Source organism: Streptomyces sp. NPDC037083, assembly GCF_055606485.1.
Genome location: NZ_JBVJSQ010000015.1, coordinates 15,546 through 41,722 on the forward strand (window position 1 = coordinate 15,546; position 26,177 = coordinate 41,722).

The 26,177-nt window shown below is 69.8% G+C and carries 17 protein-coding genes, 1 tRNA gene and 1 pseudogene; 9 read left to right on the forward strand and 10 right to left on the reverse strand.

Annotated features, from left to right (window positions below; translation table 11 throughout):
- Nucleotides 1-2 precede the first annotated feature (2 nt).
- Entirely contained in the window at nt 3-1,145 is a 1,143-nt protein-coding gene (locus tag ACZ7DE_RS32910; protein WP_470767619.1) for a hypothetical protein, read from the forward strand.
- A 225-nt stretch (nt 1,146-1,370) separates the two neighbouring features.
- Here ACZ7DE_RS32910 and ACZ7DE_RS32915 read toward each other — a convergent pair whose 3' ends face one another.
- From ACZ7DE_RS32915 to ACZ7DE_RS32925, 3 genes are all read right to left on the reverse strand, one after another.
- On the reverse strand, nt 1,371-2,069 hold the full coding sequence (locus ACZ7DE_RS32915) for a pyridoxamine 5'-phosphate oxidase family protein (protein ID WP_470767621.1): 699 nt from the start codon (nt 2,067-2,069) through the stop codon (nt 1,371-1,373).
- A gap of 426 nt (nt 2,070-2,495) precedes the next feature.
- Nucleotides 2,496-2,945 (reverse strand): hypothetical protein, encoded by a 450-nt coding sequence (locus tag ACZ7DE_RS32920; RefSeq protein WP_470767623.1) that lies wholly within the window; start codon nt 2,943-2,945, stop codon nt 2,496-2,498.
- Between the two features lie 88 nt (nt 2,946-3,033).
- Nucleotides 3,034-4,626 carry an eCIS core domain-containing protein gene (locus tag ACZ7DE_RS32925; RefSeq protein WP_470767625.1) on the reverse strand — a complete coding sequence of 531 codons (1,593 nt, stop codon included), beginning with the start codon at nt 4,624-4,626 and terminating at the stop codon, nt 3,034-3,036.
- 953 nt (nt 4,627-5,579) lie between these two features.
- Between ACZ7DE_RS32925 and ACZ7DE_RS32930 the strand changes: the two genes are divergently transcribed.
- A complete protein-coding gene (locus ACZ7DE_RS32930; RefSeq protein WP_470767627.1) occupies nt 5,580-6,833 on the forward strand; it encodes a L,D-transpeptidase in 1,254 nt (417 codons plus the stop codon).
- A 210-nt stretch (nt 6,834-7,043) separates the two neighbouring features.
- Here ACZ7DE_RS32930 and ACZ7DE_RS32935 read toward each other — a convergent pair whose 3' ends face one another.
- Nucleotides 7,044-8,324 (reverse strand): MFS transporter, encoded by a 1,281-nt coding sequence (locus ACZ7DE_RS32935; protein WP_470767628.1) that lies wholly within the window; start codon nt 8,322-8,324, stop codon nt 7,044-7,046.
- A 54-nt stretch (nt 8,325-8,378) separates the two neighbouring features.
- On the opposite strand from ACZ7DE_RS32935, the gene ACZ7DE_RS32940 reads away from it, so the two are divergent.
- A complete protein-coding gene (locus ACZ7DE_RS32940) occupies nt 8,379-9,122 on the forward strand; it encodes an AraC family transcriptional regulator (RefSeq protein WP_470767630.1) in 744 nt (247 codons plus the stop codon).
- A 344-nt stretch (nt 9,123-9,466) separates the two neighbouring features.
- On the opposite strand, the gene ACZ7DE_RS32945 is transcribed toward ACZ7DE_RS32940, so the two are convergent.
- The gene (locus tag ACZ7DE_RS32945) at nt 9,467-9,706 is read right to left on the reverse strand and encodes a hypothetical protein (protein WP_470767632.1); all 240 of its coding nucleotides are present in this window, start codon (nt 9,704-9,706) and stop codon (nt 9,467-9,469) included.
- A gap of 422 nt (nt 9,707-10,128) precedes the next feature.
- Nucleotides 10,129-10,581 carry a DUF5707 domain-containing protein gene (locus tag ACZ7DE_RS32950; RefSeq protein ID WP_470767634.1) on the reverse strand — a complete coding sequence of 151 codons (453 nt, stop codon included), beginning with the start codon at nt 10,579-10,581 and terminating at the stop codon, nt 10,129-10,131.
- A gap of 456 nt (nt 10,582-11,037) precedes the next feature.
- Between ACZ7DE_RS32950 and ACZ7DE_RS32955 the strand changes: the two are divergent.
- A pseudogene (locus ACZ7DE_RS32955) lies at nt 11,038-11,726 on the forward strand (haloacid dehalogenase type II).
- Between the two features lie 334 nt (nt 11,727-12,060).
- Nucleotides 12,061-12,894, forward strand: a complete 834-nt coding sequence (locus tag ACZ7DE_RS32960; RefSeq protein ID WP_470767636.1) for a PIG-L family deacetylase — start codon at nt 12,061-12,063, stop codon at nt 12,892-12,894.
- 397 nt (nt 12,895-13,291) lie between these two features.
- On the opposite strand, the gene ACZ7DE_RS32965 is transcribed toward ACZ7DE_RS32960, so the two are convergent.
- Nucleotides 13,292-15,214 (reverse strand): ABC transporter ATP-binding protein, encoded by a 1,923-nt coding sequence (locus ACZ7DE_RS32965; RefSeq protein ID WP_470767638.1) that lies wholly within the window; start codon nt 15,212-15,214, stop codon nt 13,292-13,294.
- 548 nt (nt 15,215-15,762) lie between these two features.
- On the opposite strand from ACZ7DE_RS32965, the gene ACZ7DE_RS32970 reads away from it, so the two are divergent.
- Nucleotides 15,763-15,839 (forward strand) — tRNA-Met (locus ACZ7DE_RS32970).
- On the opposite strand, the gene ACZ7DE_RS32975 is transcribed toward ACZ7DE_RS32970, so the two are convergent.
- The 3 genes from ACZ7DE_RS32975 to ACZ7DE_RS32985 form a co-directional block, all read right to left on the reverse strand.
- Entirely contained in the window at nt 15,834-16,325 is a 492-nt protein-coding gene (locus ACZ7DE_RS32975) for a carotenoid oxygenase family protein (protein ID WP_470767997.1), read from the reverse strand. The genes ACZ7DE_RS32970 and ACZ7DE_RS32975 overlap by 6 nt on opposite strands.
- A 565-nt stretch (nt 16,326-16,890) precedes the next feature.
- Nucleotides 16,891-17,937 (reverse strand): alpha/beta hydrolase, encoded by a 1,047-nt coding sequence (locus ACZ7DE_RS32980; protein WP_470767640.1) that lies wholly within the window; start codon nt 17,935-17,937, stop codon nt 16,891-16,893.
- A 63-nt stretch (nt 17,938-18,000) separates the two neighbouring features.
- Complete coding sequence (locus ACZ7DE_RS32985) at nt 18,001-20,862, reverse strand: glycoside hydrolase family 78 protein (protein WP_470767642.1); 2,862 nt, start codon at nt 20,860-20,862, stop codon at nt 18,001-18,003.
- 575 nt (nt 20,863-21,437) lie between these two features.
- Here ACZ7DE_RS32985 and ACZ7DE_RS32990 point away from each other — a divergent pair.
- From ACZ7DE_RS32990 to ACZ7DE_RS33000, 3 genes are all read left to right on the forward strand, one after another.
- The gene (locus ACZ7DE_RS32990) at nt 21,438-22,856 is read left to right on the forward strand and encodes an MFS transporter (RefSeq protein ID WP_470767644.1); all 1,419 of its coding nucleotides are present in this window, start codon (nt 21,438-21,440) and stop codon (nt 22,854-22,856) included.
- 98 nt (nt 22,857-22,954) lie between these two features.
- Nucleotides 22,955-25,429 carry a beta-glucosidase gene (locus ACZ7DE_RS32995; RefSeq protein WP_470767645.1) on the forward strand — a complete coding sequence of 825 codons (2,475 nt, stop codon included), beginning with the start codon at nt 22,955-22,957 and terminating at the stop codon, nt 25,427-25,429.
- 55 nt (nt 25,430-25,484) lie between these two features.
- On the forward strand, nt 25,485-26,114 hold the full coding sequence (locus tag ACZ7DE_RS33000) for a TetR/AcrR family transcriptional regulator (protein WP_470767646.1): 630 nt from the start codon (nt 25,485-25,487) through the stop codon (nt 26,112-26,114).
- The last annotated feature ends 63 nt before the right edge of the window (nt 26,115-26,177 follow it).

Here is a 26,177-nt window from a genome sequence, read left to right on the forward strand (position 1 = left end):
CGATGCGTGCAACCACTCCTGTCCCTGACCGGCTCGGCCCGCACCGCGCCCGGCTGGCAGATCGTCTGACCAGCCTGCGCCTGGCCTCCGGCCTCACTTTCACCGAACTGGCCGCTCGTACGGCCGAGTTCGGCGAGAGCTTCACGGTGTCGGCGGCCACCCTAAAACGGGCTGCCCGCTGCGTTCCGGTACCCAAGGAAGCCACCGTCACCGCCTACGTCCGCGCCTGCCGTGCCGGTTTCGACGCCGAAGTCAGGCTGCTCAGGCTGTGGCGGCGGGCCCGCGCCGAGGAACGCGGCGTCCTCTCCGTGCTTCGAGCGCCCTCGGTCGACAACATCCGCAGCCACGCCGACCTGACGGCGGCGCTCGCAGCCGCCTATGAGCGCGCCGGCGCGCCCCCCCTGCGCACTCTTCAGCAGCGAGCCGGCACCAACTCGGTGAACGGCGCCGCCGTACTGCCCATCAGTACCGCTTGGCGGATCGTCCACCGGCGCAGCCAGCCAGCCGACTGGCGACAGTGCGCAGCGTTCCTACGCGGCTGCGGCATCCCTCAGCGGCGCATGGAACAGTGGCAGCATGCCTGGGACCGCGCCACGGGCCCCGCTTGCCCAGTAGGGTGCGCGGCACACGAGTACAGCCGCTCGGCGCGCTCGCGCAGTTGGCTCCTCAATGAACTGATCAGTGGGCTCCGCGGCGAACGATCCCGCTGGCTCACCGAAGCCGGCTCCGCCGAGGTGCTGGTGTCGTGGCTCAACAACACCGTCGCCCTCGTGTCCTGCGCGGACGGCCGTCCGCTCTCATTCACTTCACCGCTCTCCCAGAAGGAGAGCGACGTGCTCAAGCACCGCTGGGCCGCGTCCCTGTCCCACCTGACGGCCTCGGAGCTCGACGCAGTCCTCGGCGCCGGACTTGCACGCCGCATCGAGGTCGAGGCCCGCCGCAGCAGCACGGCCCCCGTGACCAGGACCGATGTGGTGGCCGTGCACGAGGGCAAGTTCCTCTTCGCTCAGGTCGGGGCCCAAGACGTCCAGTCCGACTCAGGGCGTTCTGCAAGCGCCGAGGCGGCTTTGTCCGTCCTGCCACAAGAGATGGCCGGCCGGTCATTCGGACCGGGACGCCCCTCGCGGGAACTGGTGCCGGTGTAGCCGTTCAGCCGACAGACCACACTCATCCGGAGCCCGGCTCCACAAGCCCACCAACCCAACCCAACCCAACCCGCCGTCCGCTGTCCGCGACCCGACAGACCAGGCCCGCCCGGAGCCGTCCCGGTCCTGCGTGGGCTCGTTCCTGGGGGTTCAGGCCGTGTGCCGGCCGACGACTGTTCTTCCACCGGATCGGTGTCCGGCCAGTGCCACCGGCCTGTCCGGCCCTCACCCCTGGACGTCCCGGTCACAGCCCCTCTCCCGTGCCAAAGCAGCCAAATGTGCGGGAACAGGTATGCCGTCGGCCAGGGCAGGGTCAGGCTCCGGAGCACCCCAAGCCGAACGCAGCGGCACCACACCTGCCCACAGGCCGAGTGCGGCATCGGGCCCGTCCCCGTCCTCCGGGGGCCCGGAACGAAGCTTCACCGAGGCCTCTTCCAGCGACAGCGCGAGGAGGGTCGTGGCAGCCAGCTCTTTGCGGCTGGGCTGCCTCGCGTAGTCCCACTGGCCGGGCGCGATGTGCTCGGTCAGCACTCGTAGGCCAGTGAGCTTCTCCTGGGGATCGGTCACCGCACGCGGTACGCCGTAGATCATCGCGCTGCGGTAGTTGACACCGTGTTCGAACACCGACCTGGCCAGCACCAGGCCGTCGACATGAGTGACCGTCACACAGACGGCATCCTGAGGCGAGGCCACCATGCTCCGGCTGGCGACCGAGCCGTGCAGATACAGGGTGTTCCCGTCGACCCCGTAGACGGTCGGTACGACCATGGGGCTGCCGTCCACCACCACGCCGAGGTGACACACGAAACCCGCAGCCAGGACGGCGTCCAGATCCGCACGGTCGACACTGCCTTGCTCGCGCAGGCGGCGGTGACGGGTGCGGGGGGTGTCGGACAGGGCAGGGGCGGATGTCTGCTCCGTCATGGGTATCAATCCTTCGGTCGGCATGGTCGAGGACTTCCGACGACGAATCTCACCGAAGCAATCGATTCCGTCGGCACCCTTCCTGTGCACCAACCGTATCAACCGCCGGGCAGCAATATATCTACGGATTTCGTTGAATCTCAGATGGCAATCGAGCACCCGACCTGCGCTCATTGCCCGAGGCGAGGAGCCCCCGGTGGCTGCCGGAGCCTGCGTCCACGCTGCCGTCCCGCAGCCCCGCCGGCGCGACCTCGGTTGAGAGCGCCCCAGGGCGCACGGGCTGATGACAGAGGGTCAGATCGTTCTCATGAGAGGGACATCGACCTTGGCTGCATCAAGAGTCGGCCCGCGTGAAGCTGTCAGGCCACGGACGTCCTATGACAGTCAGTCCCGCCCTCGGGATCACTCCCGAGGGCGGGGCGCCTCTCAGCCGTACGCTGCCGTGTCCCACTCCCGACCCGGGGTGGTCCCCGACAGCCAGGACGGGTCGGCCAGGCGGATCTCCAGCACCGCGTACGGAACCCGGTCGGGGTCCTGCCACAGTGCGGCCCAGGCATCCATGAACGCGGCCTGCCAGGCGGTGGCGTCGGCCGGGTCGACGCCGCTTGCACGCAGTTCGGCCTCGACGGCCCGCCGAGCCGCGCCCTCGTCGAAGGGCATACGGCGCCGGTCGGTCACGGAGACCTGCGCGATCACCCGGTCCGCGTACGCGGCGAGGGCGACCGGGTCCCAGTACGCTCCCGGACCGGCTTCGCGGTCCAGCCGTTCGGGGTCGGTGTCGGCCAGCAGCCGCATCGCGAATGCGGCGGACGCGGACGGTTCCCCGGCGTCGGGGTGGATCGCCGACAGGGTCAGCTCGACGGTGTCGTCGCTCACGCGTGTGACACGCACCCGCCACAGACTCGCCAACGAAGGCTCCCTTCCTCGTGAGTGCCGCCGCCCTTCCTGTGCGGGCGGCCGCCCGTCAGGTGGTGATTCTGCCGGTGGCGATCAGGGTGGCCAGGGTGGCCAGCTGCGCATCGCTGTTGATGCGCTCGGCGAACGTTACGGCACCGCGCTGCTGGCCGCGGCCGCCCGGCCGGGTCGGCCGGAACGGCATCTGCGAGAACGTGTGGATCACGGACTCCGTGGCCCCCAGCGCACCCGCCTGGTCCACCAGGGCCCGGAACTCCCCGTTGCGCGCGCCACCCGCGCCGATCGACTGGAGGAAGACGACGTCGTCCGCGTTCCACCCGCGGTTCGCGGTGACCTGAATCAGATCCTGGAGAGTCATGGTGGCCGCGGTCAGCGCCTGGCCGAAGTAGGTCGGCTGAGGGTCCGTGAAGACGAACGGGGCCGCGGCGGCCAGGACCTGCCAGCCCCCGGCCGTGGGGTCGTACCGCTTGAAGTTGATCGTGAGAGACCGGACGAAGTACGGGGCGAACGACTGCTGGTACTGCGTGGTCTGGGGGTCGGCCGCCCCGTAGTTCACGTCGACGCCGAAGTAGACGTAGTGGCGCGCAGCGTTCGCCGCCAGGGCGGCGTTCGCGGCTGCCACGGTGTTCAGTTCCCTCTTCAGCATGCTCTCGACGCTGGCCTCGTACCGGCTGTTGTCGCGCTTGGACGCGGGCACCAGGTTGTTCTGCGTGCCGGGGCCGCCCGCCTGCATGTTGATGAGATGGAAACGGATCCAGAAGTTCGTAAGCCCGAGCTGGCGGATGTAGGTGTAGCCGGTGGGGTCGGCGGCCGGCGGCGAGCCGGTCAGCGAGCCGTCGCTGATCATCTCGATGGACGTCGTGCGGCCCGAGGAGTCCACGACCGGGTACATGAACGAGCTCTGCGGAGCGGCGTTCGTGTTGTAAGCGACGCGCTGGACCTGCCGGCGCCGGCCGGAACCCTCGCCCGTCCGCCCGTGTTCGGAAGCGTGCGCCGCTCCCACTCCGGCGTCGGCGCTCCGCTGCACGGGGGCGGGCCCCGACATCACCCGGACGGCGTTGGCCTCGGCGGCCCGTTCGAAGGAGTCGCCGGGGTCGCTGACCCGCAGTCCGTCGCCGGTGTCGGTGCCCGCGACCGGGCCGCTTCGCTGCTGGATCACATGGGTCAGCTCATGGGCCAGGGTGTGCTTGTCGCCCCCGCCCTCGCCGATGACCACGTGGCTGCCGGAGGTGTAGGCGCGGGCCCCGAGCTGGGCGGCCGACCGGCGGGCGGCGCTGTCGTCGTGCACACGTACGTCGCCGAAGTCGGCGTCGAGCCGGGCCTCCATCTCCTGCCTGAGCGGCGCGTCCAGCGGACGGCCCCCGCTGCGCAGCACCGTGTCGACCTCGGGGGCGCGTTGGACGGCCGTGCCGTCCGCGTGTCCGCAGCCCGGACCGTGTTCATGCCGTTCGTCGGCGACGAGTTGGGCCAGCGCCTGATTGCCCACCGTGCGCTGGAGGACGGCGAGGGCAGCCGGTGACAGCCCGCCGGTACGGCCCGAGGCCGCGGCGGTGTGCGCGGCGGCCGACCGGGCGGCCGCCGGACGCCGGTCCCGTCCCTGCTGCGGGCCCTGAGCCTGCGTGTCCTGCTCCCGCGCCCGCATCGCTGCTCTCCCTCGCCATCGGCCGTGCACAGTCCCCGCCACGCTTCCGTCCGCACGGCACGTACACCAGGGCTGTACGGGCAGACTTGGGGGCAGCGTGTTCCGTCCGGCGGGATGACGCGGCGCAGGAAAACGGGAGGGCTTGCGTGAAAGCGGGCTGTGCCGTCCCCGTGACGTCCGGGCGGTCTCCGGTCGGAACTGTCAAGGCGTACTGGCCTCATGACTCTTCCAGACCTGGACGATCCTTTCGCGGAAGTCGACCGGAGAAACGACTCCGCACATCACCCCAACGGCCTTGAGCAGCCAGGCGGGCTCGCCCTGCTGACCGTTGCCGCAACTCTCAGGCCAACTACAGTCCCTGACAGACGACTTGGACGGGGACTGCGTCGAGCACTGCCGAATGCCCACGGCTCCTCATGGACGGGCATCGGCACCGCCCTGGGAGTGAGTGGCCCGGCAAGCGGTCCAGCAGCGTTTCCACGCCCCGCACAAGCGCTACCGCCCCGAGATGATGACGGACGACCCGAACGGATCGCCTGGATCCCTGCTCCCGGAAGTCGATCGACATCGCGGAGGCGCGATCCCAGCGGGATGGGTCTGATCGCACCGCCTGCGAAGACCTGCCGATCGGGCTCGCGCAGGGCCGCGGAGTGACCGCCGCTGACCTGACCGGCGTCGGCTGCGACCTCGCACTCCTTGACGCGACACCAGCGGAACAAGGCCCAGCACAGCGCGGGTGAGCCACCCCTCGGATCCCTGCCCGGATCCCTTCGTTGGGCGGAACGCATCGGCTCCCCAGGGCAGGGTCCAGAATCGCGGCCTCGGCGACGCGTTCGACGATGCGTGGCCTTCGCCACAATTTACCCATTTATGAACAAGGGCATGTCTATAAGTAGATTCAAGGCCGATTGCGCACCTTCCGCGATCAGCACAGAGACGCAAAGACCAGTGACATGGAGAGGCACTTGATCACGCTCTACAGACGGCGCACCGGGCTGGTGGCTACGGCTGGCGTACTCGGGGGCGTACTCGCAGTCACGGCCCTCGGTGGTACGAGCAACGCTGCCACCAGCGGCAACGGTGCCGGGAACCACCCGACATCGCAGGCGCAGGCAAGCCGGGCGGGCACCCAGGAACCCTCCGACGCCCGAATAGAGATCACGCCGGGGGAAGGCTCCCACAGCGTCGAGGTCGACGGGCCGGTCGGCGTCACCGTCAGCAACGGCACGCTCACCCGGGTGACCATGACCGCCGTCGCGACCGGTACCGAGATCCCGGGCACTCTGTCCGCGGACCGCACCTCCTGGAAGCCAAACGGCCCGCTGGAGCGTGCCACCAAGTACCAGATCGCCGCAGAGGCCGAGGACGCCAAGGGCCGCTCCACCACCGGTAACGCCACGATCACCACCGTCTCCCCGGCCAACGACTTCATCGGGCACCTCTCCCCCGCCGACGGGTCGACCGTCGGCGTGGGCATGCCGGTGTCGGTCAACTTCAATTCGGCGATCAGCGACAAGGCCGCCGTGGAGTCGGAGATCCAGGTCAGCTCCAGCAGCGGCCAGCAGGTCGTCGGTCACTGGCTCAACGACCACCGCCTGGACTTCCGCCCCGAGCACTACTGGAAGCCCGGCTCCACTGTCACCGTCACGCTCAGCCGCGACGGCATCCAGAAGACGGTCACTTTCACGATCGGCCGGAGCCAGATCAGCACCGTGGACGCGAAGACGAAGCAGATGACCATCGTCCGGGACGGCAAGACGATCAAAACCATCCCGATCTCGTCAGGCAGCCGCCAACACCCGACGTACAACGGTCAGATGGTGATCTCCGAGAAGTTCAGGCGGATCCACATGAACGGTGCGAGCGTCGGCCTCACGAAGAAGGACGGCAAGCCCTCGTACGACATCAAGGCCGTACCGCACGCCATGCGCCTGACCGACTCGGGAACCTTCATCCACGGCAACTACTGGGGTACCGACTCGGTCTTCGGCAAGGTCAACACCAGCCACGGCTGCGTAGGCCTGAAGGATGTCAGGGGCGGCGGCGACGACAGCCAGCCCGCTGCGTGGTTCTTCAACCACTCGATGATCGGGGACGTCGTGATCGTCAAGAACTCGGCGGACAAGACCAGGTTGGCCTCGGACAACGGCCTCAGCGACTGGAACATGGCGTGGAGCGAGTGGGTCGCGGGCAGCCCCACCACCTGACACCACCCCGCTCTCCACACAGCCGAACCGGCATCGCACTCCACGTCGAAGTACAGGAAGATCTTCGTGAACTCCCTGGTGCGAACCCACCCGAGCAGGCCGCCGGGAACCTGAGGACCTTCTCCTATTCGAGCGCGGGCAGCAATTCTGAGCACCCAGGGCCTGCGGACTCACCGCCGCGACCGCATGACGCCTCGTCGTAGCGACTGGTCATCGGGGATCGGCGTGGATGGGACTGAGGGCGGCATCGGTGTCGTCCTCCTTCGCAGTCGCCGCGAACTGAGACTGCGGCTGCGGCTGCGGCTGCGGCTGCGGCTGCGGCTGCGGCTGCGGCTGCGGCTGCGGCTGCGGCTGCGGCAGGCTCGGTTCGGGCAGGGTCCGGAAGAGCAGCCAGCTGAGCACGGGCATCAGTACGAGAGGCGCCAGGGCGGTTTGCAGGGACGTGGCGTCGGCGAGGCTGCCGATGGCGGGGCTGGCCAGGCCGCCGATGCTGACGGTCAGGCCTAGCGTGATCCCGCTGGCGGTGCCGACACGGGAGGGCAGGTAATCCTGGCCGAGCGTGACCTGCAGCGAGAAGGGCACATACAGGCCGACCGAGGTCAGTGCCACGAACAGGTGGATGGCCGGGCCGGGCACCCACACCACGCCCGCGATGGCCGCGGCCGTGATCAGGTACGACCAGCGCGAGACCGTCACCCGGTCCCACCGGTTGGCCAGCGACCCGCCGAGCACCGAGCCGATCGCACCGCCGAGGTAGAGCACGGACAGAGCCGCGGTGCCCGCGGCCGTGCTGCCGCCCAGACGCTGCCGGACGTACAGCGAGAGGAACGTGCTCAAGCCGATGAACGCGATCGACCGGAAGACCACGGCCAATGACAGCCTCACGAAGGAGGCGGGGTCGTCGCACCCGGCCGGCGGCGTCGTACGGGATCCGGCGGCCTGACTGTGCTGCAGGGCGCGCACCACGGGCAGGCACATCGCGGCACCGGCGAGGGCCGGCACCACCAGCAGCGGCGTCCAGCGCAGCCCTCCGGTGGCCACCACGGCGGCGACCATGAGCGGGGCCAGCGCGAAGCCGACATTGCCTCCCGTGGAGAACCAGCCCATGGCCCGGTGGCTGCCCCGGCCGGCGATGCGGGCGACGCGCGCTGACTCGGGGTGGTAGGCGGCCACGCCGATCCCCGACATCGCGACGAACACGAGGGTGAGCGTGTAAGAACCGCTCAGGCCGCTCAGCGCGACGCCGCCACCGCCGAGCAGCGTGCTGGCCGGCAGCAGCCAGGGCATGGCCCAGCGGTCGGTGAGGGCCCCGAGCACCGGCTGGGCCACCGAGGACAGCAGCGACGCGGCCAGCACGATGCCCGAGGCGACCGCCAAGGAGTAGGCACGCTCAGCGATGAAGAACGGCACCAGGGCCGCCACGGCTCCTTGGTAAACGTCGACACAGGCATGGCCCATGGACAGCAGAAGGATCGAGGTGTTCCGTCGCATCCCGCCATGTTCCGGGCTAGGCGTCCTGTCGCGCTTCCGATAAACTGCCATGTGATGACGGAAATCCGCCACGATCCCGTGGCCCCGACCCGCACCCAGCGGCTGGCGTCCGGCGGCTCGGTCGATGCCCACCGGCACAACGAGCACCAGATCATCTACGCAGGCCGCGGGGTGCTGGCCGTCACGACCAGCGAGGGGTCCTGGGTCGCCCCGGGCACGCGCGCCATCTGGGTGCCCGCCGGCACCGTGCACGCGCACCGGGCCTACGGCGAACTCGATCTGCATCTGGTGGGGCTGCCCGCCACCGAGAACCCGCTCGGCCTCAGCGCACCGACGGTGCTGGCCGTCAGCCCACTGCTGCGCGAACTGATCATCGCTTACACACGCACGGGGGACGACGACAGTCCCGAACGGGCCCGCCTTCGCGCGGTGCTCCTCGACCAGCTGCGAGCGTCCGCCCAGCAGCCGCTGCACCTGCCCACTCCCACCGCCCCCCTGCTGCGCACCCTGTGCGACCTCCTGCAAGCCAACCCGGGCGACGGCCGCACGCTCGCCGAACTCGGCCGCCAGGTCGGGGCGAGCGACCGCACCCTGTCCCGGCTCTTCCGCAGTGACCTCGGCATGACCTTCCCGCAGTGGCGCACACAGCTTCGTCTCCACCACGCACTGGTCCTACTGGCCGAGCGGACGCCGGTGACCGCGGTGGCGCACCAGTGCGGCTGGTCGTCCACCAGCGCCTTCATCGACGTCTTCCGTCGCACCTTCGGCCACACCCCGGGCTCCCACCCGCCGGGCTGAGGGCACCTACGTGCCTGAACCGAACGCCGTGCTTGTCTCGAACGCCGTTGACATTCGGCCGCGGCCGAATGCGTCGGCGATGCAGCCGAGTTGCGCATCGGAGCATGAGGCGCCCCCACACAGCCTGGTGAGCTCGGGGTGCGCCTCAGCGATGTGCGCCCGCACGGGCAAGAACGGAGATCCATCCCGCCCGCCGTCAGTGCTTTGCAGCAGCCGTCACACACTTGTCATCGCGGCGGCGGCCATGCCGCTCGCCCTGGCCGCCCTCGGTCATGACGTCCGGTGCGTCGCTGACTCCGCGCCCGCGCGCCAGGATCCGCCGACCGGCCTTGACGCTCGGTCGCTCAGCAGTAGACCCACTTCATGGACAGCCCGGAGATGGACTGTCCGGACGGGGCGGTGAGTGTGAAGGACTTGGAAGCTCCCCTCGGACCCACCCATGGGCCGTCGGTGTGCGAGCCGCCCGACAGACTGGCGCGGACGAACGGGCAGCGGCCGTCGGCTTTGTCGTCGGTCACCGTGCCTTTGACCTTGGTGTTGTAGTTGCACCACTGACCGCTTGCGTGCCCTTCGCTGATTCTCATGGTCCAGTTCTGGGTGCAGGAGTCAGCGAGCGGGGCCGCTTGTGCGGTGCCGGCCGGAACCACGACGGCGGCCAGTGCGAGTAAGCCGCCTGCCAAGCCCGCGGTCAACATGCGTACAGATGGCATCTGTTCCCCCTACGTCGGGTATGACGTGAATGCGTCAAATTAACAGAGGCCGTCCAACAAGGACAGTCACGTGCCGCGTTTGGCCAATTTCCTCAGCCCGCCCGCGCCACCGGATCGGCTCCTGCCCTTTGATCTGGTGCGCCCAGGCGGCCAGGCGCGGCCGCCCGCATCGAATGCCGGGCCAGGCGTTGGGCGGGGCCGTACCGGATGCGCGGTGCGCGGCCGCGATGCGCCGCGGCCCTACGGGACACCGGCCCCTCGACTCGCGCACACCTCGCCGTCCGGGTGCGCTCGGATCACCTGACGGTGAAGTCGGCAGCCTCGGTGTTCAGGGTCTCGGTGCCGTTCTTTGCGGTGGCCAGGACGGCGATGTGCCACACCCCCCGTGGCGACGAGGCGACGTCGGACGCGGTGGCCTTCACGGTGTACGTGCAGCTCACCGTGTGCTTCCTGAACGGCTTGCAGACGGCCGACTCCCCCGCGGCCAGGTCCTTCGCGGTCAGCCGGTTCTTTGCGAAGGACGACTTCTGCGGCCACGCCAGCACCTTCACACTCTTGACCCCGGAAGACGCCGTGACATACGTGGCAAACGTCAATGAGCCGGCTCGCTCTCCCTCAGGGGCGGTGTAGCGGGCGCTGCTGTGCGTCAGCGCCGGAGGCTGCTCTCCGGCGTAGGCGAAGGCATAAGCACTGGCGCCACCGAGCACGACGACACCAGCGGCCACACACAGGGCAAGACGACGGGACATGACATTCTCCGCAACTGACTCGGCTGGACCGGGGCCGGCGCTCGTGGTCCGCGCCGCTGCACCGATACTCGCCCCGCGAAGGCGCACCGGACATGAAGGAAGGTACTCAACTCGCCCTGAGTACCTCCTCCCAACGCCGTGGGATTGGCCGGCGCGGCCGGGGGTCGTCGTCCCGCCACCGCAGGGGCCTCCCGCACGGCACGGGATGCCTGATCGCACGCCAGGGCGCGCCCCCTCCCGTCAAGCCGCCAAGCCGGCTTTACCGACCTCAGGCCGCAGGGGCGGGCTGGAATGCGGCCGGCCGAATGGGACGGCGGGCTCGAGCGTGAGCGGTCGGATTGGATTGCGGTGATGCGGTTTCCGCACAGCCCATGCGGTTCGGAATCCGGCGGGCTTCCCGCTGTGTTCGGCTGACAGCCGCCCTTGCGGCCCCGCTTCGTCCAGGAGCCCTCTCCCGTGTCAGAGCTGGAGATCGACGCGGTTGTGTGCGACGTGCTCGGCACGCTCGTCGACGAGCCCACCGGTATCCGCGCCAGCCTCCGTGCACTCGACCCGTCGCTCGACGATCCCGGGATCGAGCAGCCTCTGTCGCTGTGGCAGCAGCACATCGCCCGCGAGCAACGTCGCATCCTCGACAGCGCCCGGCCCTACCTCACCAGCGACGTCCTCGACCTGGAAGCCGCCCGGCTCGTCGCCGATGCCGCCGGAGTCGACGACCCGGCCGCCGTTGCGGCGCTGGCCCTGTCGGGTCGCAGGCTCCCGCCCTGGCCCGACACCGTGGCGGGACTCGCCCGACTCGCCGAACGGTTCCGCTGATCGGACTCTCCAACGCCGGCCGGACGGCGCTGCTGGAACTCAACGCCCACGCCGGACTGCGCTGGCACCAGGCCCTGTCCGCCGACGACGCCCGCGCCTACAAGCCAGAACCAGCGGTCTACCAGCTGGCCGTCACCGTCTCCGGACGCCCGCCGGATCGATTGCTGATGGTCGCCGCCCACGCCTGGGACCTGCGCGGCGCACAGCGCCGCGGCATGCGCATCGCCTACGTCGCCCGCCCCGTCTGCGACCAGCCCACCTCCTCGGACGGCTTCGACCTGCACGCGGACGACCTGGCCGACCTGGCCGACCAACTCGATCATGCCTAGGCAGTTTCGTGATCCTGCAGAGCTTCCGTGGACTCGGTTTCCAGCTCGCCGCCCGAGTCCTGGCGGAGATCGTCGGAGGCGATAAGGCACCGGATATCAGGCCGCGTCCGTACTTCGTCCGCGTCGAAACGCCGACACCTGGAAGTCCGACCGCCCGCACCGGGAACAACCGGTCCGGCCGGGGCGGTTGCATCGACCGAGGGACCGGCGCAGCAGGGACGGGAAGCACGGCGACAGCAGCGGTCGTCCGCCCCACCAGGATCCGGGCCCCAGAGTCGCGGTACGCCCGCCGCGCGCTCGGACCAAGACATATGTGTCCAGGAGGACTTTTTTCATGACTGACCGGCCCTTGACGCTCATGGCAGTACATGCCCACCCCGACGACGAGGCCACCGGCACCGGAGGGGTCCTCGCGCGGTATGCGGCGGAAGGCATCCGCACGGTGCTCGTGACGTGTACCGACGGCGGTTGCGGTGACGGACCGGGGGGTGTCAAACCGGGCGACCCCGGGCACGATCCGGCGGCCGTCGCATTGATGCGCCGCCAAGAACTCAAGGCGAGCTGCGACGTCCTGAAGATCAGCGATCTGCAGATGCTGGACTATGCCGACTCCGGGATGGCGGGCTGGCCGAGCAACGACGCCCCAGGATCCTTCTGGCAGACCCCCGTGCAGGAAGGCGCGGCCCGGCTCGCGGAACTCATGCGGCACTACCGACCTGATGTGGTCGTCACCTACGACGAGAACGGCTTCTACGGCCACCCCGACCACATCCAGGCCCACCGCATCACGATGGCGGCGCTGGAGATGACCGAGCTGACACCGAAGGTGTACTGGACCACGATGCCCCGCTCGATGATGCAGCGGTTCGGTGAGACCATGCGCGAGTTCCATGAGGACATGCCGGAGCCGGATCCTGCCGAGGCCGCCGCGTTGGCCGAGATCGGCCTCCCCGACGACGAGATCACCACGTGGGTGGACACCACCGCGTTCAGCGGGCAGAAGTTCGACGCGTTGGCCGCGCACGCCAGCCAGGGCGAGAACATCTTCTTCCTCAAGATGGGCAAGGAGAGGTTCGGCGAGTTGATGGGCACGGAGACCTTCGTACGTGTCCAGGACGCCACCGGCGCGGCCGTACCCGAGAGCGATCTCTTCGCCGGACTGCGCTGATCCGCCCGTCCGACCGGCCGGGAAGGCTCATCGACCGCTCGGCGCGATCGAGCGGGTCACACCCTGACGGGGACGCTTGCATGTGGCTCTGGCCGCACTTCCGTGACCGCCCCTGTCCTCGTCCTTCTGTCCGGAATTCTCAGCCCTCTGGAGCGGCAGGGTGGGGGTAGGCGGCGAGCCAATGCTGCAGTTCCCGGTGCCGGAACTGGTAGGACGGCCCGCTGTAGCGCATGAGTCCAGTGGTACAGGACCAGTCCAGGCACCGATCGCGGTCCCTACGGCGGCCCCGCCCATGAGCGCGCCCGCCAGACCGGTCGCGAGACGGTAGGCGGCGTCCTCACGGATCAGGCCACGAGGAGTGGCCGCGGCTGGGGGCTCTGCTGTGTGACCGACTCGGTCACGTGAGCCCGGTGCCTGTACGAGCGTGCGACGACGTCGTCTCGCAGTCCCCGTCGGGCACGGGGTCGGCCGGTCCGGGCAGAGGGCTGGGGCCGGCTTCCGCGGCCGGGCGTTCGGGGGACAAGTCGGTGCTCTCGCCGAGGAAGCCGCCCGACTGGTGCTGCCACAGCTTGGCGTAGGCGCCGTTCGCCGCGAGCAACTCCTCATGGGCTCCCTGCTCGACGACGCTTCCGCGGTCGAGGACGACGAGGCGGTCCATGCCGGCAACAGTGCTCAGACGGTGGGCCACCACGAGGGCCGTGCGTCCGTCCATCAAGCGCCACAGGGCGTCCTGGACGAGGAGCTCGCTCTCCGAGTCCAGCGCGCTGGTCGCCTCGTCGAGCAGCAGGATCGGGGCGTCGCGCAGGATGGCCCTGGCGAGGGCGACGCGCTGGCGCTGGCCGCCCGACAGTTTCACTCCCCGCTCCCCCACCAATGTGTGGAAGCCGTTGGGGAGTTGGTCGGCGAACTCCGTGACGTGCGCGGCCGCGGCCGCGGCGTGGATCTCCTCGTCGGTGGCGCCGGGCCGGGCGAAGGCGATGTTGTCCCGCAGGCTGCGGTGGAACATGGCCGGTTCCTGAGGGACGTAGGCGATCAATGAGCGCAGGTCGGTCTGGCGCAGCCGACTGATGTCCTGACCGCCGATCAGGATGCGTCCGTCGTCGATGTCCGACATCCGCAGCAGGAGCCGGGTGAGCGTGGTCTTGCCGCCGCCGGACCTGCCGACCAGGCCGATTCGCGCGCCTGCGGGCACATCCAGGTCGAGCGCCTGGAAGATGGGCTTCGCGCCCGCGTGGGCGAAGGTCACCGCCTCGAAGCGGATACCTGTGTCCCGCGGTGCGAGCGGTTCGGGCTCCGTCGGGTCGAGCACAACCGGCGGGTCCAGCAGCAGCTCCGTGAACTGCGCGGCCTCGGTCATCGAGCTTTCCAGACGCCGATAGATCTGATTGAACTCGAACATGATCTGGGTCGCGTTGGAGTAGTAGGTGAAAGCGACCACCACCTCCTCCACTCCTTGGCCCGGCCCGCCGAAGACGATGGCGACCAACAGGCCCAGCACGTTGGTCAGCACGGACATGGGGGCGATGAGGGTGTCGACGCGCAGGTTGCCGTAGTCCCACGACCTCAGCGTCAGGCGCCGGGAGTCCGCGACACGGCTGCGGTGTTCGTCGGCCTCCCGCCGCTCGGCCGCGAACGCCCGGATGGTCTCCATGTTCATGAGACTGTCGGCGACGTGGCCGGAGACCCGGGCGATCGCCGCTTCACGGTCGTTGACAAGCCTCTGCCGGCGACGGATCAGTGGCGTCGCCGCCACCACGGTCAGCGCGATCATCACAAGAAGGCCGACGACGAGCATCGGTTCGTAGCTCCACAGCACCACTGCGCCGAACACCAGAGGGACGACACTGCCCACGACCCGGTACGTCACCGTGTCGACGAAGTCCTCGAAGCGCTTGCCGAAGCTCAGCACCCGTTTGGTCAGGGAGCCGGCGAAGTTGTCGTGGAAGAACGCCGCGTCCTTGGCGAGCAGTTCGTCCATACCGCTCACGTACAGGTGCTCCATGCCGAGGGCGTCCACGCGGTTGAGGCAGTGCTGCCCGACTCTCCACACGGCCTCGGCGAGCAGTAGCGTCACGCCGAAGCCCAGCACGTACGGCAGCGCCGAGCCGAGGGTGAGACCGCCGTCGTCGGCGGCCTGGCCGGCCAGTTTGGCGATCAGCAGGGGCGCGACGTAGCGGGTGCCGATGTTGCCCACGGCCGGCAGCAGCAGCGCCGGCAGGGCCAGCCGTCGTAGTCGCAGCAGTTCCCGGTTGTAGCGGCGCAGTGCCAGAACGACCGCGCTCCTGCCCGGCGTCGGCCCGCGCATATCTGTTGTACCCATCACACTCCCGGAAGTTCGCAAGTCGGAAGTGTCCCGTTGAGCGGCATCCTCAGTCCAGGCATTTACCGCGGACGGGCTAGAACCGGACATCGCTGCGTTCGGCGCACACAGCGGACCCCTCCAGTGGTGAGCCTGCGGTGGTGGTGCAGCCGTCGTCGTGATTCGGGCCCAGCGCACGGCAGGCTCAGGGTCGAGGACACCAGCCACCCGGCACCAGGTGGCGTCCTTCCGAGCTGCCGGGAAGGCCGCGGGATCGGTGCGGCCACTCGGTTGTCGTGACGGCGGTGGTCAGTTCCGTGAACCAGCCACCACGCAAGGCGTGGCCACCCAACCGGAGTTCTCGGCGGGAGACGGTGGCATCCGTCGCGTCATCGCGGCCGATGAAGAGCCGCGCGGGCATCTGGTCACCGCCACGGCGCAGCACACAGGACGGTCCGCGGAGTCCCTCCGACTGCGGGGCGGGGAGGCAGGCCAGTGGAGGCTCCCCGCAGCCCGGGCCGAAAAATGGCGGGCGGCGCCGCGTCAATGCCGTAGGCTTGTCGGACCGACGCGGGGTGGAGCAGCTCGGTAGCTCGCTGGGCTCATAACCCAGAGGTCGCAGGTTCAAATCCTGTCCCCGCTACCAACGCACCGGCCCCCTCACCATGGTGAGGGGGCCGGTCGCATTCAATAGACGTGTCGATGGGCCGTCTTCCTTGAACATGAGCAGCTTGGCGCCGTGCCATGCGACGTGTGTGTTCGCCGTGGACCGGACCCGGCCCCGGACGGTCGGGTCGGCGGTGAAGACGTTGCGGTAGCGTCCGAACAGCGCGCGGCGGGCGGCACGTTCGAGCCGGGACTTCTCGGTACGAACGAATCGCGACTTGAAGTCGACGTGACCGTTCTGGAAGTGGAACATCGCGGTCATGCCGTCCCCGTTGAGGAGCAGTTCGTCGTCCCCGGCCATCGGAGGGAACGCCCACTCGTAGGCAGCGCGGTAGTAAACGCCCGTTGAGGTCGGCCGGCACCTGACCGTACGACTCCAGTTCGTAGACGTCGGCCTCGATGCGGCTCGGTTCGCTCCAACCCTGGAACAGCGGGCTGTCCGGGTATGAGGTTCCCGGTCGCAGATTGAGTCGAGACTCGGTCATGCTGACTCCTCGGATGTCGTGGCGGGTTGCCGAGATACCAGCCCATTGCGGCCCGAGCGTCTCCCGCTCGTCTTGCGGCCACGCGCCAACATCACCGCACGTTCCTGCCGCCGCCGCGCAGTGCCCTGGCCCACGCCACAGATCCGCCCGCCACCCGGGCAACCCGGGCACGCTCCTCGTCGGACACCGTGATCCCCATACCGCGGGATCCCGGACGCGACGGAGCGGCAGGCCGTAGCACCGGCCGGCCGGTCTGCTCGGCGCGCCCTCCATCGGGACGACCCACGTCGAATCTCGCGCTCGGTCTCGGCGAACGCGCCGAATGGACCGGGTGAGCGAAGCGCGCGGGCCGGTGCAGAGATCGTCGGCGCTTCACGCCTCCTCCTGGATCCAGCCCTCCAGCAGGGCGTAGATGGCACTGGGCAGAGTGGAACCTCGTTGGGAGTGAGTGAATGGGCGCGGGGTGCCGGCCATGGCTGACGACAGGGCTCGCCGGTCGACGAGTACGGCTCGCGATGGCTGACGGACGCGGTTCTGTGACGACGGTCAGGAGTGGCGGACCAGCCACTCGGCCATACGGTCGAGTGCCTCCTGTCCGCCGGAGGTGGTCGGCCGGTCAAGTGAGCCGTGGGCCTCACCCTCGAGCAGGTGCGTCTCCTGCGGGACACCCGCCTCGTCGAGTTGTCGTGCGAAGCGCTCGGCCGACGGACGCACCGTGTCGTTCTCGCAGTTGAGGAAGAGGGTGGGCGGGTGACCGTTCAGGGGATCTCCCTCGCCGGGGAACACGGCCGGATCACGCATGTTCGTCAGGCCCGCGTAGTGGGCGTTCTTGTCCTCGATCCAATCCAGTGCGAAGCACGCTCCGTGCGTGGCCGCCTGCACGGCCGCCAAAGCCGCAGGGTCCCACTCCGCTACACGAGCGTGCACGGTCGCGTACGCCAGCACCAGGGAACGGGGGGCCGGGGCCCCTTTTTCGATCAAGCGTCGCGTGACGGAGGCGGCAAGATTGCCGCCCGCGCTGCCACCGCCCAGATGCAACGCGTCCGGCGCGACGCCGAAGGCCTCGGCGCTGTGCTCGACGGCCCAGCGCCAGCCGGCCGACACGTCGTCACGGGGCACGGGATAGCGCACCCCACGCAGGGCCTTGCGGTAGTCGAGTGCCAGCACCGGGATGCCGCGGGCCGCGAGTGACAAGGCGACCCAGTGTGACTCGTGCATGTCGAGGCTGCCGCTGACGTACGCACCGCCGTGCACCCAGACCAGGGCCGATCCGGCGGAACGGGCCGGGTGCCGGTACACACGCGCGGGGACCTCCGCCGGGCCGAGCCGCAGGGGGCGGACGGCTACCTGGGCCAGCTCCGGGAAACGGCGCACGACGTCGACCTCCTCGGGGTTGGCGAGCATCCGGTCGGCGGCGGGCCCGAGCGCCTCCAGAAAGGCGACGAAGTCCGCGAACGGCGGGGGCGAACCCCCCTTCTCTGCGCCCCGACGGACCATGGAGCGCAGCACTCCGGCGGGGAGTCTGCGCATGACATGCCCGGTGAGCGCGAAACGCAGTCGACGCGAGCGCCGGCTGCCTCCAGGTGTGGGCACGGTGGCCTCCTTGGGCAGGGGAACAGGGGGATGTGGGTCGGAGCGGGGGCGGCGCGAGATTTCTCAGCGGTCCTCGGCACCGGACGTGAGAGCGGCGAACCGCTCCTCCAGGTCGGCGAGGAAGTTCTGGCCGTTGGGCAGCATCGCGGCGATCGACCGGACGGTGGTGCCGGCCGGAGCGCTGCCGGAGCCGCTCTCGATGAAGTCAGCGGCCTCCGGAATGTATGTGATGAGCAGGTCCTTGAACGCGAGGACGGCGTCCTCGTGCCCCATCAACTCGTCCATGGTCATGTCCACGGACAGCGGAGCCCGTGCGGTCGGGCTGTCTGTGTGGGGCACCGTCCAGGTGTGCCGTCCTGATCCGACCTCCACGGCCCCGTCGCTGGACGGCAGGACCACATCGGCCGTCGTGTTGGGCGGGACGAGGGCCTCGACGACGAGTCGGCCACCGGACAGCGTCCAGGACACCTCCGCGCGGCCGTACGGTGTCTCCAGACGGGCTTCGGCGTGGGTGAGTCCGCCGCCCGGACGCGGCTCGATACGCAGTCGGCGGTAGCCGGGCCCGGCGGGAGCGAGTCCGGCGACCGTGCGGTGCAGCCAGTCGGCGACGGCACCCAGCGCGTAGTGGTTGAAGGACGTCATCCCGCTCGGGTTGACCGTCCCGTCGGGCAGCAGACTGTCCCACCGCTCCCAGATCGTGGTCGCGCCCATGGTGACCGGGTAGAGCCAGGACGGGCACTCCTTCTGGAGAAGCAGACGGTACGCCGTGTCGGCGTGACCGGCGCGGGTCAGGGCGTCGCAGATCAGCGGGGTGCCGACGAAGCCGGTGGCAATCTTGTGGCCGCCCGCGCGGACGAGCTGGGCGAGCCGGTCGCCGGCGTGGGCGCGCTGGGGGTTGGAGTCCAGCAGGTCGAAACAGAGGGCGAGGGCGTATCCGGTCGGCGCGTCGGACATCATCCGGCCGGCGCCGGTGACGTACTCGGCCTGGAAAGCGGCGCGGATCTCGTCGGCGAGGGCGCGGTAGTGCTCGGCGTCGCCGGTCCGGCCGAGAATCCCGGCGGATCGGGCGACGATGTCGGCGGAGCGGAAGAAGTAGGCGGTGGCGACCAGTTCGCCGGCGGTCGCGGCGGCGTCCGGGCGGCCGGCGGGTGCCGTCGGGTCGAGCCAGTCACCGAACTGGAAGCCGCGGTCCCAGAGGCGGTCCTTCCCCGCGACCGCGGCCACATGGTCCACCCACCGGCGCATCGAGTCGTACTGCGCGGCAAGGATCCCGGTGTCGCCGTAGCGCTCGAACAGCACCCACGGCACGACCGTGGCGGCGTCGCCCCAGGCCGCGGTGGGTGTGTCGGCGCCCGGGACGACCTTCGGCACGACGAAGGGGACGACACCGTTCTCGCCCTGCTCGGCGGCGAGGTCCGCCAGCCAGGAGCCCAGGAAGCCGGCACTGTCGTAGAGGAAGGACGCGGTGGGTGAGAAGACCTGGATGTCGCCGGTCCACCCGAGGCGCTCGTCACGCTGCGGGCAGTCGGTGGGGACGTCGAGGAAGTTGCCGCGCATGCCCCAGACGACATTCTCGTGCAGGCGGTTGACCAGGTCGTCGGAGCAGGCGAAGTGCCCGGTGCGCGTCAGGTCGGAGTGGAGGACGACGGCCCGCAGGTCGGTCCCCGGATCGAAGCCGTCGGGGGCGCCCGTGATCTCGGCATAGCGGAAGCCGTGGAAGGTGAAGCGAGGTTCGAAGACCTCGGCCCCTTCGCCGCGCAGGGTGTAGGTGTCGGTCGCGGCGGCGGTACGCAGCGGCCTGGTGCACAGCTCGCCGTCCTCCAGGACCTCGGCGTGCCGCAGGGTGACCCGCCGACCGGCCTCACCGGAGACGGTCAGGCGCAACCGGCCGACGAGGTTCTGGCCGAAGTCGACGACCGTCCTGCCCGACGAAGAGGTGGTCACCGCCACCGGGACGAGTTCCTCGACACCGCGCACCGGCGGGCCCTCGGGGGCCACCAGGACGCTCAGGTCCCGTTCCAGGGCACGCACCCCGCGCCAGCCGGAGCTGTCGTGACCGGGCTCGGACCAGCCGGAACGCTCCAGGGGGGCCTCGTACGCCTCGCCGTCGTAGAGGCTGGACGAGACGATCGGGCCGGTGGCCGCCCGCCAGGAGTCGTCGGTGGTGACGCGGTCGGTGGTGCCGTCCTCGTACGTCACTTCCAGCTGAGCGAGGAAGGCCAGCCGGTCGCCGTAGATCGCACGGGTCTTGCCGTCGAAGCCGATGCGGCCGCGGAACCAGCCGTCGGCGAGGATCGCACCGACGGCGTTGCGGCCTGGGCGCAGCAGGGCGGTGACGTCGTAGGTCTGGTACCGCAGGCGCTTGTCGTAGGCCGTCCAGCCTGGGGCGAGCACCTCGTCGCCGACGCGGGTGCCGTTGATCTCCACCTCGTACACGCCGAGCGCGGTGGCGTACAGGCGGGCCGAGCGCACCGGGCCGCGCAGGTCGAACTCGCGGCGCAGGAAGGGGCAGGGCTGGTCGCTCCGCGGGTCCTCGTCCCATTCCGGGGTGACGAAGACGGCCGACCAGTCGTCCGGGGCGAGCAGTCCGGCCTCGGCCGTCGCCGGTTCGCTCCACGGCGAGACCTCACCGTCGGAGCCGGTGACACGGACCCGGACGGCGGCCCTGGCGCGGGCCGGGAGCGGCTCGAACGGCCACACGACGAGGACGGAGTCGGCCGACTCGACCCGCACCGTGACGGCCGGATCACCGCTGTCGGGGACGGCCAGCTCGATCTCGTAGGCCGTCTGGGTCCAGTCCCGGGCTTGCGTGAGCGTGGTCCACGACAGCCGCGGGCGCCCGGTTCCGAGGCCGAGCGCATCACGCACGTGCTCGAACCGGACGTCGGTCACGACACCCGTCCGGTCAAGGGTTTCCTGACTCACCTGAGGTCCTCACTCTCGCGCCTGGCACAGCGACGTGCCTGAATCCATCATGAGTCCCACTGAATTGAATCGATTCAAATTCCGAGTGCGGGAAGACGTGCACACGGAGGGGCGGAGATCCAAGTGGCGACTCAAAAAGTTATGGCTGAAACCCTAGCCACGAATCCCGAACATAGCTAGGTTTCCGTCAGGTGAACTTCCCGTTCACTCTGGGTCCAGCCGATTCAGGGGCCTCCGGGAGTCATGCTCCACACTTTTCGTCCCGCTCGGGCAGCCCAGCCCAATAGCTGGAACAAGACGGGTTGACACACCGGAGTGCGGCTCCCACCATGGCCGCCACGGAATTGAAAGGTTCCAACTCCCGGGCGCAGATGCGATGTTGCCCGTCTCCCCCTCGGATGCGTTGTTCGTCCCGTACGAACCTCCCCCACCGCCCCGACGAGGTCACCTTCTGCAGAACCACCGCTCATTCCTTCTCTCCGAAGAGAGGCCACACCGCCGTGTCTTCTTCCACCACGCCCTCACCGGCGCCCGCGACCGCACCCACCCCGGCGGCGAAAGCCCCTGGAGCCGGTATGGGAGCGCGTTTCGCCCTGATCGCTCTCGCCCTGATGTGGCCCACCCAGCTGCTGTCGCTGGCCGGCCTGCTCGGCGGCAACGCGCAGGCCTCCGTCGCGCTGCACTTCCAGACCACGGAGATCGGCTGGTTCATCCTCGTCAACGCGCTGGTCGCCACCGTGATCACGCCGTTCGTCGTGAAGCTCGCCGACTTCTACGGCAAGCGCAACGTCATGATCGCCATCACCGTGCTGGGTCTTGTCGGTGACATCATCGCCGCGCTGGCCACCAACTACGGCATGCTGCTGGTCGGCCGGGGCATCGCTGGCTGCTACGGCCCCATCGCGGCCCTCGCGTACGCATCCGTCCGCGAACTCTTCCCGCCCAAGCACGTCGGCGCCGCCAGCGGCCTGATCGGCAGCGGCATCGCCTTCGTGGCCCTCGGCGGTCCCTTCCTCACCGGCTGGGTGATCGACAGCTTCGGCTTCCGGGGCGTGATGTGGTCGCTGGCCGCCGCCACGGCGATCGGTCTGCTGCTCCTGCTCACCGTGGTGCCGGAGACCCCGCACCGTGCGGAGCGCACGAAGGTGAACTGGCTCGGGGGCGTCCTCCTCGGCGGCGGCGCGGCGGCCCTCACCTACGGCATCGGCAAGGGCGGCGAGTGGGGCTGGACCGACGCCGGCACCCTGGCCTTCCTGCTCGGCGGTGTCGCGGCCGTCCTGCTCTACGTGGTGAGCGACGTCAAGGCCGCCCATCCGCTCTTCGACCTGACCATGATGTCCCGGCGCTCCGTCTGGGCCGTCATGCTGGCCACGGCACTGATCTCCGCGACCGTCTTCGGAACCGGCGTGATCGGCCAGCTGCTGGCGCTCTTCCCGAAGATCCCCGGCGTCTCCGACGGCCTCGGCATGACCGCCACGCACTACGCGATCATCGGCATCCCCGCCAGCATTCTCATCCTGGCCGTCGGCTTCGGCACCGGCGTCGCCCTGCGCAAGGTCGACGCCCGGCTGCCGCTGTCCCTCGGCGCGGCACTCGCCGGCGTCGGCTTCCTGCTTCAGCGGCAATGGCACTACACCGACACCCAGCTCATGCTGCTGGGCACCGTCTCCGCCATCGCCCTGGGCATGATCGTGTCCTCGGTGCCGGTCCTGATCATCGAAGCGGTGACGCCCGACGAGCAGGCCACCGCCAACGGGCTGCAGGGCATGGTCCAGGGCGTGCTCACGACCGTCATCACCCAGCTCGTCTACGTCATCCTCGCCAAGGACAGCACGGTGTTCCAGGGCACCCGCTTCTACCACGACGCCGCCTTCAAGAACGCGATGCTGTTCGGCGCCGGCCTCGCCCTCCTCGGACTGCTCGCCGCCGTCCTGATCCCCCGGCTCAAGCCCGCCCAGGACGTCGAATCCGAGAAAGCCGTGGCGGCCTCCTGATCGCCCCCCTCATCTCCGGGGCTGCCATCCGACCACCGCCCCTCCGCGGCAGCCCCGGATCCCGGACCCCACCCTCGCACGAAAGGCAGGAACGACCCATGACCCGTCGACAGACGGTGGACGAAGCCGACCTCACCCGGCGCCTCGACGCCATGTCTCTCAAAGAGAAGGTGACCCTGCTCACCGGCGGCGACGCCTGGACCCTGACACCCGTCGTCGCCGCCGGCCTCGCTTCCCTCGCCCTGTCCGACGGGCCCGTGGGCCCACGCGGCACCACCTTCGGCGACACCGCGGCCCCCGCGCTCCTCTTCCCCAGCCCCAGCTCCCTCTCCGCGGCCTGGGACGAGGACACCGCATACGAAGCCGGCCGCCTCATGGGCCTCAAGGCCCGGGAGATGGGCATCCACGTCCTGCTCGCCCCCACCGTCAACCTGCACCGATCCCCCCTGGGCGGACGGCACTTCGAGTGCTACTCCGAAGACCCGCACCTCACCGCCCGCACCACGGTCGGCTTCATCAACGGCGTGCAGTCGACCGGCGTGGCCGCCACCGTCAAGCACTTCGTGGGCAACGACTCCGAGACCGAGAGGATGACCTACGACGCCCGGATCGACGAGAAGACCCTGCGCGAGACGTATCTACCGCCCTTCGAGGCCGCCGTGAAGGAGGCCGGCGCCTGGGTCGTGATGGCGGCCTACAACTCGGTCAACGGCACGCCGATGACCGAGAACGGCGAGCTGCTGAACGGCCTGCTGAAGGAGGAGTGGGGATTCGACGGCGTCGTCGTCTCCGACTGGCAGGCCACCAGGTCCACCGAGGCCTCGGCCCTGGCCGGTCTCGACCTGGTCATGCCGGGCCCCGACGGGCCGTGGGGCGCCGCCCTGCTGGCCGCCGTCGAGGAGGGCCGGGTCGCGGAAGCCGTGATAGACGACAAGGTCCGCCGCATCCTGCGGCTGGCCGCCCGGGTCGGGGCGCTCAACGGCGTGGAAGCCATGCACGGCGTGGACGACACGGACAGCACGGCCGGCGCGGACGCCTCTTTGGTACCGCAAGACGTACGCTCCCGCATACGGGATCTGGCGGTCCGCGGTTCCGTCCTCCTGCGCAACAACGGCCTGCTGCCCCTGCAGACCGACACCCTGCGCAAGGTGGCCCTGATCGGTCCCAACGCCGTCCGCTTCACCGCCCAGGGCGGCGGCAGCGCCCACGTCACCCCCGAGCACGTCGTCACCCCGCTCCAAGGACTGCGCCGGGCGCTCGGCGACGACGTCGAGATCACCGTCCGCCAAGGCGCCTTCCCACACGCGACGCTCCTTCCACTGGACGGGAACACGGCCACCGACCCGGTGACCGGCGAACCCGGCGTGCGGCTGGAATACCGGACGGCCGACGGCACCGTGCTCTCCGAGGAGCACAAGGATCCCGCGACCAACTGGTTCCCGATCCTCCTCGCCGACGAGGTGGCGGAACTGGCCGTCCGGACCCGTCTCACACTCCGGGAACCCGGCCTCCACCGACTGTCGGTCCTCGGCCCCGGCCACATCACACTCCACGTCCCGGGACACGCACCGCAGACCCACGAGCAGCTCCAGGACGACGACGACATCGGCTCACTGGTGCTCTACCCGCCGACTCACACCTTCGCCTTCCCCGCCGACCGCGGCGAGACGGAGATCCTGGTGAGCTTCCGACCGCAGCGTCACCTGCCCTACCCCATCGCCCTGCTGGGCCTCGGGTACGACACCCCGCGCGGAACGGACGACGAGGAGATGGAAGCCGCGGTCGCCGCCGCGAGGGACGCGGACGCCGTCATCCTGGTGGTCGGCAGCGACGCCCACACCGAGGCCGAGAGCGTCGACCGCACGACTCTCGCCCTGCGCGGACGGCAGGACGAACTCGTCGAACGGGTCTGCGCCGCCAACCCGCGCACCGCCGTCGTCGTCAACGCCGGCTCCCCCTTCCTCCTCCCGTGGGCCGACCGGCCCGCTGCCCTGCTCTGGTCGTGGTTCCCCGGCCAGGAGGGCGGGGACGCCATCGCCGACATCCTCACCGGGACCGAGCCGGGCGGCCGCCTGCCCACCACCTTCCCCGCAGCCGAGGCCGATGTCCCGGTCCTGTCCACCCAGCCGGTCGACGGAACGCTGGACTACACGGAAGGCGACCTCATCGGCCACCGCGCCTACACCGCGTCCGGCACCGCTCCCCTCTTCCCCTTCGGCCACGGTCTGTCGTACACCACCTGGGACTACCAGGACTTCATCGTCACCGGCGACCTGGGACGCGGCCTCACGGTCCGGGTCACGATCCGCAACACCGGGGAGCGCCGGGGCCGCGAGGTCGTCCAGGCGTACCTGGATCCGGTCGACAGCGACGAGCCGCAGCGCCTCATCGGCTTCGCCGCGGTCGAGGCGAACGCGAGTGAGTCCGTGACCGCCACGATCACCGTGCCCGCGCAGGCCCTCACTGTCTGGAGCCCGGCCGGCCGGGCTCCGCGATCCGGGCCGTACCGGCTCCGGGTGGGGCGTTCGGCCGCCGATCTCCGGCTGACCGCCGCCGTACCCCGCTCGTCGTGATCGTCAGCAGCGACCCAGCGGCCCTGCCCGTCCATGAGTGAAGTACGGTCGGACCGTGAGCACACCGCGCAAGCCCAGGGGCCCCTACCGCAAGGGGCTGGAGCGCCGCGAACAGATCCTGCGGGCGGCCCTGGACGTCTTCAGCGAGCGCGGCGAGCGCGGCTCGTCCCTCAAGGAGATCGCCGACCGCGTGGGCATGTCCCAGGCGGGTGTGCTGCACTACTTCGAATCCCGGGAGGACCTCCTGCTGGCCGTGCTGGCCGAGCGGGACGCCCTGGACACCGAAGCGAGCGCCGATGTCATGTCCCCGGGCGAGGCAGTGGCCCGGACGGTCGATCACAACGCCCGACAGCCAGGCCTGGTCGACCTGTTCGTGACCCTGTCGGCCGCCGCCTCGGATCCGGCCCATCCCGCCCACGCGTTCTTCAAGCGGCGGTACACGGACCTGGGCGCCCGGATCCAGGAAGGCCTGGACCAGGGCCGGCGGCAGAAGCAGATCCGCGAGGACGTCGACTCCGACCTCATGGCGCGACTGCTGCTCGCGGTGTCCGACGGCATCCAGTTGCAGTGGCTGCTGGATCCGAGCGTCGACATGACCGCGTTGGTCCAGGCGTTCAACCGGATGTGCGCCGCCGCGCCGGTGGGCGACAGCGACGACCCGTCGCCCACCGGCGAAGGCAGCTGACGCGCACAGCCGATCCTCCCGGACGGACCGTCACGACGGCAGCACCGTAAGCGCTGCCGTCAG

What these genes read in the sequence shown, in the direction of transcription:
- ACZ7DE_RS32910 (WP_470767619.1), top strand. Translation starts at nt 3, where the DNA reads ATGCGTGCAACCACTCCTGTCCCTGACCGGCTCGGCCCGCACCGCGCC.
- ACZ7DE_RS32915 (WP_470767621.1), bottom strand. Translation starts at nt 2,069, where the DNA reads ATGACGGAGCAGACATCCGCCCCTGCCCTGTCCGACACCCCCCGCACC.
- ACZ7DE_RS32925 (WP_470767625.1), bottom strand. Translation starts at nt 4,626, where the DNA reads ATGCGGGCGCGGGAGCAGGACACGCAGGCTCAGGGCCCGCAGCAGGGA.
- ACZ7DE_RS32930 (WP_470767627.1), top strand. Translation starts at nt 5,580, where the DNA reads ATGGAGAGGCACTTGATCACGCTCTACAGACGGCGCACCGGGCTGGTG.
- ACZ7DE_RS32935 (WP_470767628.1), bottom strand. Translation starts at nt 8,324, where the DNA reads ATGCGACGGAACACCTCGATCCTTCTGCTGTCCATGGGCCATGCCTGT.
- ACZ7DE_RS32940 (WP_470767630.1), top strand. Translation starts at nt 8,379, where the DNA reads ATGACGGAAATCCGCCACGATCCCGTGGCCCCGACCCGCACCCAGCGG.
- ACZ7DE_RS32945 (WP_470767632.1), bottom strand. Translation starts at nt 9,706, where the DNA reads ATGAGAATCAGCGAAGGGCACGCAAGCGGTCAGTGGTGCAACTACAAC.
- ACZ7DE_RS32950 (WP_470767634.1), bottom strand. Translation starts at nt 10,581, where the DNA reads ATGTCCCGTCGTCTTGCCCTGTGTGTGGCCGCTGGTGTCGTCGTGCTC.
- ACZ7DE_RS32960 (WP_470767636.1), top strand. Translation starts at nt 12,061, where the DNA reads ATGACTGACCGGCCCTTGACGCTCATGGCAGTACATGCCCACCCCGAC.
- ACZ7DE_RS32965 (WP_470767638.1), bottom strand. Translation starts at nt 15,214, where the DNA reads ATGGGTACAACAGATATGCGCGGGCCGACGCCGGGCAGGAGCGCGGTC.
- ACZ7DE_RS32990 (WP_470767644.1), top strand. Translation starts at nt 21,438, where the DNA reads ATGGGAGCGCGTTTCGCCCTGATCGCTCTCGCCCTGATGTGGCCCACC.
- ACZ7DE_RS32995 (WP_470767645.1), top strand. Translation starts at nt 22,955, where the DNA reads ATGACCCGTCGACAGACGGTGGACGAAGCCGACCTCACCCGGCGCCTC.